Origin of the sequence: Rhodococcus sp. ACS1 (assembly GCF_002300155.1) — a bacterium.
In the GTDB taxonomy this organism is placed as follows: domain Bacteria; phylum Actinomycetota; class Actinomycetes; order Mycobacteriales; family Mycobacteriaceae; genus Rhodococcus_F; species Rhodococcus_F koreensis.
Genome location: NZ_NSDZ01000011.1, coordinates 78515 through 93115 on the forward strand (window position 1 = coordinate 78515; position 14601 = coordinate 93115).

Below are 14601 nucleotides of genomic sequence, written 5' to 3' on the forward strand. Positions count from 1 at the left end.
CTGAATCACTTACACCCGGGCTGGGTGCATGTCTGCCGCTTCTCCGTCGATCATCACCATTGCCGGACGGGGTATGTCGACGGTGCCGTCTCCGAGATCGCCGAGGCTGCCGTCGAGCGCCACCAGGTCCGCGCGACGGCCGGCGGTCAGGCTGCCGACGCGAGTCTCGTCGTGGACCAGGTACGCGCTGTCGACGGTCATGGCCCGGATCGCGCGATCCACTCCGATCCGCTGGTTCCCGCCGAGCACGGTGCCGCCCTGTGTCATCCGGGTGACCGCGGTGCGGATGGTCGCCAGCGGGTCCATCGGCGTGATCGGACAGTCCGAATGCAGCCCGAATCGCAGACCCAGTTCGTCGGCGCAGGCCAGGGGATCCATGTCGGCGGCCCGCTCGGCGCCGAGGAAGCGGTCGCGGTGGCGATCGCCCCAGTAGAAGACGTGGTTGACGAAGAAACTCACCCCGAGTTCGGCTTCCCGGATCGCGGCCAGGTCGCTCGGTGCGCTCACCTGGCAGTGTTCGATGCGGTGCCGTCCCACCCGGCCGTCGGTGGCCTGCGCCCGCCGCAGCGACGTGATCGCGGCGCCGACGGCGGCGTCGCCGTTGGCGTGCACGGCGACCTGACCACCCGCGCGGTGCACCCGCAGGATCATCTCGTCGAGTTGCTCCTGCGGGTAGAGCAGGTCGCCGTGATGACCGGGGTCGCAGGCGTACGGGGCGCGGAGTGCGGCGGACAGTCCCTGGATCGATCCGTCGGCCCAGAATTTCGCGCCGGCCAGCCGGAAGTGCGCTCCGGCCGCGGGTGCGTGCTCGAACGTGACTCCCCGGTCGTCGACGGCCTGCAGCGCGAGGTCGCCGCGGAGGAACCCGACGACGTGGACCGGTAGCTCACCCGATACGTCCAGTGAGCGGTAGGCGGCCAGCTCCTGCTCGCCCGCCGACAGACCCACCCCGAGATCGTGGATCGTGGTGATTCCCCGTGCCCGCGCCGACAGCAGGCTGCGGAGCAAGGCACCGTTGACCTCCTGCTCGGTCAGCGCGGGAACCGCCGCGGTGAGCCTCGACACCGCATCGATTTCCCACGCCATCCCGGTCAGCCGGCCGTCGTCCCCGCGGGGGAAGAGCGGGTCGTCCATCGGCACCGTCGACTCGTCGATGCCCGCCGCCGCGAGTGCGGCGGTGTTGGCGACGGCGAAGTGCCCGCAGATGTGCAGCACGATGACCGGCCTGTCGATGCTGACCGCGTCGAGATCCGTCCGCGTCGGGTGCCGTCCCTCGGCGATCTGGGTGTCGTCGTAACCCCACCCCCGGATCCAGCCGCTGCCGCCGGCCGAGGCACGCAGCGCCTGCTGAATGTCGGCGATCGACCGGCACGGTGGCGTCCGGCAGTCCGCCCAGCCGTCGGTGAGACCGGCGTACGTGGGGTGGATGTGCGACTCGATGAGTCCCGGGATCACCGTGGCGCCGGGCAGGTCGACGCGGCGGGCGCCGATCCCGGCGCAGTCGGCCATGTCCTTCCTGGTGCCGGTCGCGAGCACGCGGTCGTCGGCTATGACCAGCGCTTCGACGGTCGGCGACGACGGGTCCTGGGTGTGGATCGCATCGGCGGTGAGCAGTGTTCGGGACATTCAGGCACCTACTTGGCTGGGAGTGGCCGTGGATTTCACGGCGGCGGGTGTGCGACCTTCGGTGCGAAGGCCGCGGACGGGGTCGGTGGCCGGCCAGAACAACCGCGTCGCCACCACGAACAGGATGTTGAGGACCAGTGCGGCCGCGCCGAGGTTGACACCGTGCTCGGCGAGCCACACGGACACGGGGCCGTGCTTGTCGAGATACAGCCACAGCACCACGACGTCTCCGAGCACCACGCCCATCGCGAGGGCGGAGGGGCGCAGTTTCCAGCCGAAGACCATCGTCGCGAACACCACGGCGGCCTGTGTGACGCCGTAGTACGCGGTGTTGACCAGGGTCAGCAGGAGCTGAGGTGTCGCGAGGGTGAGCAGGAGCGAGATCGCCAGATACGCCACGACGACTCCGCGCACCCAGATCCGTTGGCGGGATTCGGGGATCCCGGGAATGATGTTGCGCGACACGATCGCACCGATGCCGAGGGCCGCCCCGCACAGCACCACGATCGCGCAGAGGGCCGCGCCGCCGGCGACGACGCCGGTCAGCCAGTCGGGCAACAGTTGTCGCGACAACTGCAGGAGCACCTGGTCGGATTCCGTGCCCTCGAGCTTCGTCGGCAGCAGCGTGATCGCCCCGAAGGCGGCAGCGACGAGGAACGGGTACATGAGCATGTACAGGGGATTGAACTTGGCGACCCGCTTGATCGTCGCCTCGGACTTCGCCGCGAGCACGGCCTGCACGATGATCGGGAAGATGAAGAACCCCACCGATTGGAACACGATCGTCGTCAGTACGAAGGTCAGTGACGACCCGGTGACCGTGGAGTGCGAGGTCGAGCCGCCACCACTGGCCGCCGCCGCGGCGAACAGCTTCTCGGTGCCACCGGTCTCGATCACTGCCGCCAGTCCGATCAGGACGGCGCCGAGCAGCAGGGCGGTGTCCTTCACGTAGGACACGAATGCGGGGGCGCGCACCCCGGACAGCATGAGGAACAGCAGCGCGAGGGCCGCGCCTGCGAATACGGCGACGGTGGGATCGATGGAGATCCCCAGACCGGTCAGCGCGATCTGCAGACCGGCGAGCTGAAGCTGACCCCACGGGATGAGGAATACGACCGACGCAATGGCGATCGTCAATTCCAGCCCCCGCGACCGGAAGTGGCGTCCGGCCACATCGGGCAACGTCATGGCGCCGTATCTCTTGCCGGCGCGCCAGAGGTAGGGCGCGAAGAAGTATCCGATCGGGTAGGCCAGCAGGATGTACCCGATGAACCAGACGCCGTAGCTCGCCCCGTGCGCGTACACGCCACCGGGGAACCCGATCAGGGTGCCGATGCTGTACGCCTCGCCCGCCCCCAGGATGAACACCAGCAGCGGACCGAACGACCGGCCACCCACCAGGTAGTCGGAGATCTCCTTCTTGCTGCCGCGCCGCGACAGCACACCCGCCCCCAGGGCGAGGATCAGCACGAGCGTGAAGAACGCCGCGGTCATGACTGTTCTCCGATCCCACTGCTCGCAGCGGCGGATTCGGCACGTTCGGCAGCTTCGAAGTCTTTGCGGTCGAATAACTTCCAGGAGAGATGCAGGCACAGCGAGGTGAGTGGCATCCACAGGAACAACCACGCGAACAGGATCGGAACTCCGAAGACCGCGGCCGTGGATCCGGACAGGACCACGATGCCGCCCAGAACCCCAGCGAACGGGACACCTATCGCGAGTAAGGCGCTTTTTGCCTCGTTGGACATGATTGTTGGGCTCCTATTCTGACTGCGTCGACCGGCGTCGCGGTGTGGTCCGGTGCCTGGCGACGTGCACTCTGGCACTAGTGTGGTCCGAGTCACTCCCCGCGGGCCATGGGCGAATCCCGGAAAACGCCGAAGCGGTTCGTGAATTTCACGGGAGTGTGGAATGTGAGGGGAAAGTGCCCGAGTCCGCGGGTGAAGACACGATCCAGCGGTTGTGCCGGCAGGTCTCGGAGGAGATCGAGTCGGTAACCGACCGATCGGTGCGTCAGATTCGCGCCGAGTTGCAGTCGTACACTGCCGTTCCGATCGACGAACAGCACGAATACATCGCCCGGCAGCTCGCGGCGACGCTGCACGCCCTCGCCGAGAGCGAACCCCTCGCCGACGACGTCCTCGAGCGTTCACGTCAGCTCGGCCGGCGCCGGGCAATGCAGGGATTACCACTGTCCGATGTCATCGAGACGTACCACATCGCGTCCCGCGAACTGTGGAACACAATGGTCGCCAGAGCGGCCGAACCGACAACCGACCTGTTGCGTGCAGGCGGCATGATGTGGGATCTCGTCCACACCGCCACCAGCGCGGTCGCCGTCGGACACACCGACGCGACCCGAAGCGAACAAGCCATCCGCGCGGGCGTGCGGTATCGGTTCTTCGAGGCACTCGCGAGGTCCACCGACGGCGACGACCGCGACGTGCGGGAGCTGGCGGAGGCGCTCGGGTTCACACCACAACACGGGTTTCGGGCGGTGTGCGTCGCCGCGGAGGAGTGGTCGGAAGCGCAGCTCGAGCGGCTGCAACGCACCCTCGACACGATCCCGGGCACCACTCAATGCAGCGGGCACGGCACCGTCATCGTCGCCCTGAGCCAGCACGCACCGGTCGACGACATCATCCGCGAGGTTCGGCTCGGTCACCCGGGCACCACCGTCGGTGTCGGATTGGACCGCCCCGGCCTGGCCGGTGCGGCGATGAGCATCACCGACGCGCGGCGGGTGCTGCAACTGGCCTCCCCCACCGGCGCCGTGGTCCGATTCGCCGACGAATGGGTCGCCGCCACGCTGGCAGACCATCGCGCCGAACTCACCACGCTGTTGGAACCGGGGGCCACCGTCGCCGCCGACCACCCGCACCTCGTCGAGGCGGTGTCGGCATTCGCCCGCAACGGCTTCTCCATCAGCGCGGCAGGCCGGGACATCCACCTCCACGCGAACTCCATCACCTACCGGCTCGACCGCTGGCAACAGTTGACCGGCTGGGACCCCCGGACCCTCGACGGCCTGCAGCGCTCGGTGCTGAGTCTCGGACTGTTCCACCGCGATTCGGGCGACACGACCTCCGACACCGCAGGGGAGTAGCAGCTCTACCGCAACGCCACCTGCACGAGGACGGCGGCGCCGAGGAAGCCGAGCAACCACAGCACGCGCTGGCGGACCTGGTGGGCAGTGGTGCGGTCGAACATCCATTTCCCCGCGGCGGCGCCGAGCATGCAGAGTGGTGTGAACAGGGCGATCTGTGCGAGGACGGGCAGCGTGAGGAGGCCGCCGGCGGCCGATCCCGCCGCGCCGAAGGCGTCGATGACGAGGAAGAACACGACGAGCGAGGCGCGTCCGGCGGCCACGTGGGTGGACGCGGAGAAGTACATGAGGACGGCGGGCGGGCCGCCGAGGGCGAAGCCGCCGTTGAGGAGTCCGGACGCCATTCCCGTCGCGGCGGTGACACCGGGGCCCGGCAGCGACTGCCGGTCGGGGACGGCGGCCATGGCGACGGCGGATCCGATGATGGCGGCACCGAGCAGTACGCGCACCAGGTCACCGGACAGTTGCGTGAGCGCCCACATGCCGACCGGCATTCCGATCAGGGTGCCTGCGAACAACCAGCGCAACGACTTCCAGTGCACCTGTCGCCACACCTGGGGCAGCATCGCGGCGCTGGCGACGACCTCGAGGACGAACACGGTGGGAATCACGGACGTCGGCGGGAGCAGGACGACGAGTCCGGCGACCCACACCATCGCACCACCGAAACCCCCGAAGCCGCGTACGACGCCGCCGGCCACCACGATGCCGAGCGCGAAGAGGAGGGCGGGCAGCGACAGATCCCACACCGTTGCCGCCATACCCTGTTGCTCCGCTTCCGTTCGTCGTGGTCTCCGTCAGAAGTGTGGGGGTCGCGGCGGCGAAGCGACAGGTCCAGACCGCGTCGAATCGTCGGTACCAGGACCGCACGGGACGTGGCCCCCGGCGTGATCGCCGGAGGCCACGTGCTCGCCGTAGTGGAACTACACGTAGTCCTTGTACTTGTCGAGCAGGCGAACCGGCTTCGACAGGGCGTCGCGGCGGAAGGGGTCGCCGAGTTCGCGGGTGCACATGATCTCGATGACCGTGGTCTTGCCCTCGTTCATCTGTGCGGCGACCGCGCGCTGCAGTGCAGGACCCACCTCTTCGAGCTTGTCGACGACGATGCCCTCGGCACCCATCGCCTGCGCGATTCCGGCGAAGGATTCGCTCTCGAGCTCACCGGCGACGAAGCGGCGGTTGTAGAAGTCGACCTGGTTCTTCTTCTCCGCGCCCCACTGCCGGTTGTGGAACACGACCGCCGTGACGGGGATGTCGTGCCGGACGGCCGTCATGACCTCGCCCAGGCTCATGCCCCAGGCGCCGTCGCCTGCGTAGGCGATGGCGGGCCGTTCCGGTGCCGCGGCCTTCGCGCCGATGACGGTCGGCAGTGCGTAACCGCAGTTGCCGAAGCTCATCGGGGCGAGGAAGCTGCGCGGCTTCTCGAAGCGGAGGTAGCTGTTGGCGACGGAGTTGATGTTGCCGATGTCGGTGGAGACCATCACGTCCTCCGGCATCGCCTTCTCCAGCTCACGCAGCACCTGACGCGGGTGCAGCCAGTTGCCGTCCTCGCCTTCCTGTTCGGCGATCATGTCGAGGCTGAACGGGTCGCGCTCGTGGGTCCACTCGTCGAGTTCCTTCTCCCACGCCGCCTTCTCGGCGTCGATCTTCTTGCTGCGCTCCTCGCGGTTGGCATCACACGCGAGGGCCTTGCCCTCGAGCCGCTCGGTGAGCGCGACGGCAGCGGCCTTCGCGTCGCCGCAGATTCCGACGGAGACCTTCTTGACCAGGCCGAGCATCTTGTGGTCGGCGTCGATCTGGATGATCTTGGCGTTCTTCGGCCAGTAGTCCATCCCGTGCTGCGGGAGGGTGCCGAAGGGGCCGAGGCGGGTGCCGAGGGCGAGCACGACGTCGGCCTGGCTGATCAGCTTCATCGCGGCCTTCGAGCCCTGGTAGCCGAGCGGTCCGGTCCACAGCGGGTGGCTGGCGGGGAACGAGTCGTTGTGCAGGTAGCTGTTGACGACGGGGGCACCGAGACGCTCGGCGAGCGCCTTGCACTCGTCGACGCCGTCGGCCATCACCACGCCGCCGCCGGAGACGATGACCGGGAACTTGGCCTGCGCCAGCAGTTCCGCCGCCTCGTTCAGACTCTTCTCCCCGCCGGGGCCACGATCGAGGCGGGTGGGCTGCGGGATCTCCGTCTCGATTTCGCCGTAGAAGAAGTCGCGGGGAATGTTGAGCTGCGTCGGGCCCATCTCGGACATCGCACGGTCGAAGCAGCGGCCGGTGAACTCGGCCATGCGCTTGGGGTTGTTGACGTGGCCCTGGTACTTCGTGAACTCCTGGAACATCGGCAGCTGGTTGGCTTCCTGGAAGCCGCCCAGGCCCGTTCCCATGGTGCCGGCCTCGGGGGTGACGATGACGACGGGACTGTGCGCCCAGAATGCGGCGGCGATCGCCGTGACGCAGTTGCTGATGCCTGGGCCGTTCTGCCCGATGACCATGCCGTGACGTCCGCTGACCCGGGCGTATCCGTCGGCCATGTGTCCGGCGCCCTGCTCGTGCACGACTGGTACGAGCCGGATTCCGGCGGGAGCGAAGATGTCCATCGCGTCCATGAAGGCCGATCCCATGATGCCGAACATGTCGGTTACGCCGTTCGCGACCATCGTCTCGACGAACGCCTCCGACGGTGTCATCTTCTGTACGCCGGAAACAGCGGTGCGATCGGCACCGTTCTTCTTCTTGGTCATGTGTGATCCTCCTTCAGGGGCGCGCCGGAACCGGCCGAGAATGTCAAAAATCGGAACGTTTCGTTCGTGATTTTGTGATCTGCAGTGACAGTAGGCCACGTCACACGGTTCGTCAATGAATGTTCCTAAAACCGGAACCAGATGTATGATTTTTCGATACATGATGCGAATGCGTCGCCGTTCTGCCTAGGAGGAACCGTGGGTGAGATTCACCGGATCGACGAGTCGAACGGACACCCGACGACGGAGCTACCCGGAGACACACCGACGCTCCGCCTGTTCGCGCTGCTCGAGATGATCGCGTCCAAGGACCAGCTGTTCACGTTGCAGGGGCTCGTCGAAGAGACGGGCATGGCCAAGCCGACCCTGCACCGCATGCTGCAGCAACTCGAGGGGGCCGGACTCCTCACCCGGCAGAACAACGGCAGGCACTACGGCACCGGTGTGCGCCTGCGCCGCTTCGCCGAGAACCTGCTGCTCAACGACACCCACCACGGGGCGCGGCACGCCATCCTCCGCAACCTCGTCGCCGAACTCGGCGAGAGCTGCAACGTCACCACCCTGTCGGGTAGCGAGGTGGTGTACCTCGACCGCGTGGAAACCTCCGAGCCCCTTCGGTTTACACTCCATGCGGGGTCGCGGGTGCCCGCGCACTGCTCGGCGAGCGGCAAGATGATCCTGTCGCAACTCAGCCCCGCGCAGCGCCGGCGACTCCTCGGGCGGATGCCGCTCGAGCGGTACACCAACAAGACGGTCACCGACGTCGAACTCATCGAGACCGAACTCAAGCAGGTCCGCCGCGACGGCTACGCCATCGACGACGAGGAGTTCCTGCCCGGCCTCGTGTGCGCCGCGGTGCTCGTCCCCTGCGCCACAGGTAATTCCAATCTCTGCATCGCAGTCCAGGCCCCGGTCATGCGACTCACCCCCGACAAGGCGCTCAAACTGCTACCCGCGTTGCGGCGGGCCGCCGACGCCATCGGTGAGATCGAGAACGAGGTCCAGGACGACGGAACGGCAGACCTGAACTGAAGGAGGGCGCATGCCCGAAATGACCACTGCGGCACCCAGCCACGTGCTCTCCGCGCGTGAGCTGTTCGGACTCGACACCGACCTGACGGTTCGGGCCTTCCGGGAACCGGTCGACCACGTCCCCGACGTCGACCACGCGTACCGGTTCGATCACGCGGTGACCACCGCCCTGCTCGCCGGGTTCGACCGTAACCGCCGGGTGATGGTGCAGGGACTGCACGGCACCGGCAAATCCACGCACATCGAGCAGGTCGCGGCGCGGCTCAACTGGCCGTGCGTGCGGGTCAACCTCGACGGCCACCTCAGCCGGCTGGACCTGATCGGCAGGGACGCGGTCGTGCTGCGAGACGGCAAGCAGGTCACCGAATTCCAGGAAGGCATCCTGCCCTGGGCGCTGCAGCGTCCCGTCGCCCTCATCCTCGACGAGTACGACGCCGGCCGCCCCGACGTCATGTTCGTCATCCAGCGTCTCCTCGAGCGCGACGGCAAACTCACCCTGCTCGACCAGAACCGGGTGCTGTCTCCGCATCCGGCGTTCCGGTTGTTCGCCACCGCCAACACGGTCGGACTGGGCAACCTCAACGGGATGTATCACGGTGCGCAGCGGCTCAATCACGCGCAGATCGACCGCTGGAACATCGTCGCGACGCTCGATCATCTCCCCGCGGAACAGGAGATCGAGATCGTGTCCGCGCGGGTGCCGTCCGTGGGGCGGTCGCTGATCGCGTCGATGGTGGCCGTGGCGAATCTGACCCGCAACGGTTTCCGGCTCGGCGACCTGTCGACGCTGATGTCGCCGCGCACGGTGATCACCTGGGCCGAGAACATCGAGATCTTCCACGACCCGGCGCTGGCATTCCGGTTGTCGTTCGTCAACAAGTGCGACGAGGCCGAGCGGCCCATCGTCGCCGAGTACTTCCAGCGATGCTTCGACGAGGAACCCGAGTGGTCGGCGATGCTCGCGGCGAGCACGGCCTGAGCGGGCGGTCATGGCAGAACTGCCCGTGTGCCCCGAATCGGTCCGTCGTCGGCAGGAGGTTCGTGAACTCTGCGCCGGCAGCATCCGCGCTCTGACCGGTCAGGGTGAGTTGCATTTCCGCGGAACGGAACTTCATCGCGGACATCGGCGGGTGCCGATGCCCGCCCCGCACCTGCACCCGTCGTTCGGCCGCGCCGACGTCGCCTCCTTCCGCGGTGCGGGCGACGGCATGGCGCTGCGACTGCTCCACACCGATCCCGCCCTGCACCGGAGCCTGTACCCGGAGGACACGCCGAGTCGGCTGATCTTCGAAACCCTCGAACAGTTCCGCGTCGAATCGCTGGCCGCCGGCGCGTGGGACGGGGTGCGCGCGAATCTCGCCCACCGATTCTCGCGGTGGTCGCAGGAGTTCGTGGCGTCCGGCCTGACGGAGACCGTGCACGGCATGCTGCTGTTCACGGTGATCCAGATGTGCCGGGCACGGATCACCGCCGAGCCGATACCCGAGACCACGCAGGATCTGATCGAATCGACCCGGTTCGGCCTCGCCTCCGTGCTCGGTGACCAGCTTCCGCAGCTACGCCGAACCCGGGACTCGCAATCGGATTTCGCGGTGCATGCGCTGGCCGTCGCCGACGTGATCGGCCGACGACTGGAGCAGGCCGCGGACGCGGACGAGTCGGACGATACGAGGCGCGACGACCGCGCCGCGACCTTCTCCCTGCTCTTCGACTTCGAGCCGGACGAGAATGACACATTCGCGACGGCCGCGTCGGGCCACAGCCGCGCGCTGGGTGACGGCGGGGACGGGTACCGCGTGTTCACCCGCGCCTACGACGAGACCCGGCAGATCACGTCCCTCGTCCGGCCCGAACTGCTCCGGGATTTCCGCCGGCGCCTCGACGTCGGCATCGAAGACAATCGTCTCAACGTCCGAAAGCTCGGACGGCAGCTGAAGACCCTGCTGTCCGAGCCCGACCGCGACGGCTGGGAGGGCGGGCGCGACGAGGGTTACATCGACGGTCGCCGGCTCGCGCAGCTTGTCACCTCGCCCACCGAACGCAGACTCTTCCGGGCCGAACGCACCGAACCGCGGAACGACGCGACGGTGACGTTCCTCATCGACTGCTCCGGTTCGATGAAGAAGTTCAGCGAACCGGTCGCCGTCCTGGTCGACGTGTTCGCGCGGGCGCTGGAACTGGCCGACGCCCGGTGCGAGATCCTCGGCTTCACCACCACCGCGTGGAACGGCGGCCGGGCCCGCAGGGACTGGCTCCGGTCCGGCCGTCCGGACGATCCGGGACGTCTCAACGAGGTCCGGCAGCTGGTGTTCAAGGACGCCGAGACCACCTGGCGCCGAGCGCGTCCCGCCATCGCGGGACTGCTCAAGGACGACCTGTTCAAGGAGGGCGTCGACGGCGAGGCCGTCGACTGGGCGTGCTCACGGATGCGCGACCACGGCCCGGGCAGGAGTCTGCTGTTCGTGATCTCGGACGGCAGCCCACTGGACGGCGCCACCGCGCTGGCCAACGACGAGTTCTACCTGGACCACCACCTCCAGGTCGTGGTCGAACGGCACGAGGACGAACGCGCGGTCGAGGTCTACGGCCTGGGCGTCGGGCTGGATCTGAGCCCGTACTACGACCGTTGCCGGACGCTCGATCTGACGCACGGAACCAACAGCGACGTCATCGCCGACGTGCTGTCGATGATCGCCCACTGACAGGCGCGCCTGTGAGTGGCTCAACTGTGAAGGAGTCACCCCCATGACCGAACCCCGGGTTTCGCTGGTTACCTTGGACATTGCCGGCACGAGCGTCGACGAGGGCGGCGCCGTGTACGTCGCGTTACGCGACACCGTCGAGAAGCACCTCGGCGGGCCGCTTCCGGACGATCGGTTCGACCGGTGGAAGGGCACGGGCAAGCGGCAGGCCATCGAGGGACTGCTGCGGGAGAGCGGGGTGCCGGCGGAGAAGAGTGTTCTGGACGCCGTCGAATCGGATTTCACCGCAATGCTTCTGGACGCGTACTGGAAGACGCCTCCGACCGCACTGCCCGGGGTTCACGACGCGTTCGGCACCCTGCGGCAGCGCGGCGTCAAGATCGTTCTCCAGACCGGATACTCGCGCGAGATCGCGGAACCGCTGCTCGAGCAGGTCGGGTGGGAGATCGGGCGGGACATCGACGGTGTGATCACCAGCGATCAGGTGCGGATGAGCAGGCCGTCGCCGTATCTCATCTTCCGTGCGATGGAACTGGCGGGCGTGCAGAGTGTCGACGAGGTCCTGGTCGGCGGCGACACCCCCAACGATCTGCGCGCGGGCACGAACGCCGGGGCGCGGTACGTGGTCGGCGTTCTGACCGGCGCCCACGACGCTGCGACGCTGCGCCCCGAGCCTCACACGCACATCCTGGAGAGCGCAGCGACGATCCCCGAACTGCTGGGCTGATCGACGAGTGCGGTCCGGTCCTGTTCTGCGGGACCGGACCGCTTCCCGTCAGTCCCGGTAACTCGGCGCCGGTGGACCCGCCGTCGGCCCCAGCAGGCCCAACCACCGGTCGTACAGGCGATTCCACGTCCCGTCCTCGCGCATCCGTTCCAGGGTTCCGTTCACGAAGCGCACCAGAGCGTCGTTGTTCTTGTTCGCGACGACGCCGTACGGCTCCAGTTCCAGATTCGGGCCGACGATTTCGAGGTTCGGATCCTGCGCTGCAAGGCCGGCGAGGATGGAGTTGTCGGTGGTCGCTGCGTCTGCCTGGCCCAGTTGCAACGTGGTCAGGCAATCGTCCCAGTCGGGGACAGCCACGATCGTGGCTTCGGGTGCCACCCGCTGGATCGTGGCGAGGGACGTGGTGTCGATGAAGGTGCACACACGTTTGCCGGCCAGGTCCGCGGGAGAGGTGATGCCGGATCCCTCCGGTACGAGCAGTCGCTGGAACGCCTCGAAGTACACGGACGAGAATCCGACCCGGGTGGCGCGCTCGCACGTGATGGAGGTGGCGTGAACAACCAGGTCCACGTCGTTTCGTTCCAGTGCATCGAAGCGGCCGGCCGACGTCAGCAGACGGAATTCCACCTTGTCCGGGTCGCCGAAGAGGTCGCGGGCGATCTCCCGCGCCAGGTCTACGTCGAACCCCGACAGCGTGCCGGTCGACGGGTCCCGGAAGCTGAACAGGTTCGTGTTCTGGTCGGTTCCGACGATCAGCCGTCCCCGCGCGACGATCGCGGCCAGCGCCGACCCCGGCGGCGCCGTCTCCGGCCGCAGACCGGGATCGGGCCGCAGACTCGACAGCGCGCCGCACGAGGAGGGATCCGGTGGGAGCGGCGGAACGACAGCCGTGGGCGGCAGGATCTCGGCACCGTCCGGGAGCGAGTAGTGCGAATAGTCGCCGGCGAGGGGTGGGGGCAGCGCCGAGGGGGCCGCGCACGCCACACCCACCACACCCAGAGACACTGCCGCGACGAGCGCCACCCGGCACCGCAGGAGCGGGCCGGCCGGGGTTCGTCTCCACGATCTCGTCATCGGCCGTTACAGTTCGATCAGGTCACCGCAGGGGTGTTCACGACTGCCTCCGGTGGTGGCGATGAGAATTCGGCTCCTGTTGCGCCGCCGCGGCCAGTTCGATGTCCGAGCCGCCGAGCGTCTCCACCGACTCGATGCGCTTCTCGGCCTGCGAGACGGACTCGTCCGCCGAACCGACCAGGGGAGCGGCGGAGAGCGATTCGTCGTCGACACCTGCCTTGCCGAGCCACTTGCGCACCTCGTAGCTGATCAGGATGGCGATCAACGTCAGACCGCTCATGAGGAACTGCGAGCGGGTGCTCGGGAGGAAGGCCATCGCGAGGATGACCGTGGCCATCAGCGCGATGGTGGCGTAGCTGAGCCAGGGGAACAACCACATCCGGAGTTGCAGTGCCGCGGGATCTTCGCGCTCGAGGCGCCGGCGGAGCACCACCTGGGAGACGGCGATCAGCAGGTACACGAACAGCGCGACGGCGCCGTAGGAGTTGACGAGGAAGTTGAACACGATGTCGCCCCACACGTACGTGCAGGCGACGGAGATGTAGCCGATGGTCGTGCCGAGCAGAATCGCGCGACGCGGCACGCCGTTGCGGGAGAGCTTGGTGAAGAACTTGGGCGCATCACCATTTCGGGTGAGCGCGAACAACATTCGTGACGTGGTGTACAGCGCGGAGTTGAGGCAGGAGAGTACCGCGGTGAGGACGATGAAGTTCATGATCGTGGCGACGCCGGGAATCCCGAGCACCTCGAGCACCGAGGCGTACGGACTGACACCGACGCTCTCGGTGTCCCACGGCTGGATTGTGACGACCACGAGAATCGACCCGACGTAGAACGTCACGATCCGCGCCACGATCGACCGCATGGCCCGGGCGACAGCACGTTTCGGTTCCTCCGACTCGGCGGCGGCGATCGTCACGATCTCGGCCCCCGTGTAGAAGGCGACGCAGGGGACGACCGCGGCGAGCACCGCGCCCCAGCCGAGCGGGGTGAATCCGCCGTGACTGACGAGGTTGCCGAGCCCCGGCGTCGAATCGGGCCACAGCCCGGTGATCCAGAGGGCGCCCATCCCGAGGAACAGGACGATCGCGACCACCTTGATCGAGGAGAACCAGTACTCGAACTCGCCGTAGGAGCGGGCGGACACCATGTTGGTGGCCGTCAGCAGCAGCATCAGCCCCAGGCTCAGCATCCACAGCGGCACCATCGGGATCCAGAGTTGCAGGATCCGGCCGCCGGCGATGGCCTCGACCGCAACGACGATGACGAAGAAATACCAGTACATCCACCCCGTCGCGAACCCGGCCCGACGCCCCAGCGCCTGGCGGGCGTAGACGTAGAACGATCCGATCACCGGCCTGGCCACCGCCATCTCCGCCAGCATCCGCATGATCAGCAGCGTGATGATGCCCGCGATGAGGAAGGAGATGATCGCGGCAGGTCCCGCACCGCCGATGACGACGCCGCTGCCCACGAACAGGCCGGCACCGATCACGCCACCGAGGGCGATCAGGTTCATGTGCCGGCGTTTCAGGCCTTTTCCGAGACCGGAACCGTCGGTGTGTTCGGGAACGGTACTGTCCACATTTCCTCCAGAGGGCG

12 protein-coding genes are annotated in these 14601 nt (G+C 67.5%); 5 read left to right on the top strand and 7 right to left on the bottom strand.

Annotated features, from left to right (window positions below):
• Positions 1-9: 9 nt before the first annotated feature.
• From CJ179_RS41800 to CJ179_RS41810, 3 genes are read right to left on the bottom strand one after another with little or no spacing between them, the layout of a single operon-like run.
• Positions 10-1626, bottom strand: coding sequence for an amidohydrolase (locus tag CJ179_RS41800; protein WP_095865367.1), 1617 nt, complete (start codon positions 1624-1626; stop codon positions 10-12).
• Positions 1627-3120: a sodium:solute symporter gene (locus tag CJ179_RS41805; RefSeq protein ID WP_072942476.1), complete on the bottom strand. Its 1494-nt coding sequence runs from the start codon at positions 3118-3120 to the stop codon at positions 1627-1629.
• Positions 3117-3374 (bottom strand): DUF3311 domain-containing protein, encoded by a 258-nt coding sequence (locus tag CJ179_RS41810; protein ID WP_095865368.1) that lies wholly within the window; start codon positions 3372-3374, stop codon positions 3117-3119. The genes CJ179_RS41805 and CJ179_RS41810 overlap by 4 nt, the downstream gene beginning before the upstream one ends.
• Before the next feature lie 176 nt (positions 3375-3550).
• Between CJ179_RS41810 and CJ179_RS41815 the strand changes: the two genes are divergently transcribed.
• The gene (locus tag CJ179_RS41815; RefSeq protein ID WP_095865369.1) at positions 3551-4732 is read left to right on the top strand and encodes a CdaR family transcriptional regulator; all 1182 of its coding nucleotides are present in this window, start codon (positions 3551-3553) and stop codon (positions 4730-4732) included.
• A gap of 5 nt (positions 4733-4737) precedes the next feature.
• Here the strand turns inward: CJ179_RS41815 and CJ179_RS41820 are convergent, their stop codons facing one another.
• Both CJ179_RS41820 and xsc read right to left on the bottom strand, forming a co-directional pair.
• A complete protein-coding gene (locus CJ179_RS41820; protein WP_095865370.1) occupies positions 4738-5493 on the bottom strand; it encodes a sulfite exporter TauE/SafE family protein in 756 nt (251 codons plus the stop codon).
• 162 nt (positions 5494-5655) lie between these two features.
• Positions 5656-7464: a sulfoacetaldehyde acetyltransferase gene (gene xsc / locus CJ179_RS41825; protein WP_095865371.1), complete on the bottom strand. Its 1809-nt coding sequence runs from the start codon at positions 7462-7464 to the stop codon at positions 5656-5658.
• Positions 7465-7662: 198 nt separating this feature from the next.
• Between xsc and CJ179_RS41830 the strand changes: the two genes are divergently transcribed.
• From CJ179_RS41830 to CJ179_RS41845, 4 genes are read left to right on the top strand one after another with little or no spacing between them, the layout of a single operon-like run.
• A complete protein-coding gene (locus CJ179_RS41830; RefSeq protein ID WP_072942490.1) occupies positions 7663-8496 on the top strand; it encodes an IclR family transcriptional regulator in 834 nt (277 codons plus the stop codon).
• Between the two features lie 10 nt (positions 8497-8506).
• A complete protein-coding gene (locus tag CJ179_RS41835) occupies positions 8507-9475 on the top strand; it encodes an AAA family ATPase (RefSeq protein WP_072942491.1) in 969 nt (322 codons plus the stop codon).
• Between the two features lie 10 nt (positions 9476-9485).
• Positions 9486-11198 (top strand): cobalt chelatase, encoded by a 1713-nt coding sequence (locus tag CJ179_RS41840; RefSeq protein WP_095865372.1) that lies wholly within the window; start codon positions 9486-9488, stop codon positions 11196-11198.
• Positions 11199-11241: 43 nt separating this feature from the next.
• Positions 11242-11925 carry a phosphonatase-like hydrolase gene (locus tag CJ179_RS41845; RefSeq protein ID WP_095865373.1) on the top strand — a complete coding sequence of 228 codons (684 nt, stop codon included), beginning with the start codon at positions 11242-11244 and terminating at the stop codon, positions 11923-11925.
• 48 nt (positions 11926-11973) lie between these two features.
• Here CJ179_RS41845 and CJ179_RS41850 read toward each other — a convergent pair whose 3' ends face one another.
• Positions 11974-12999, bottom strand: coding sequence for a glutamate ABC transporter substrate-binding protein (locus tag CJ179_RS41850; RefSeq protein ID WP_095865374.1), 1026 nt, complete (start codon positions 12997-12999; stop codon positions 11974-11976).
• 37 nt (positions 13000-13036) lie between these two features.
• Complete coding sequence (locus CJ179_RS41855) at positions 13037-14584, bottom strand: amino acid permease (RefSeq protein WP_095865375.1); 1548 nt, start codon at positions 14582-14584, stop codon at positions 13037-13039.
• Between the last annotated feature and the right edge of the window lie 17 nt (positions 14585-14601).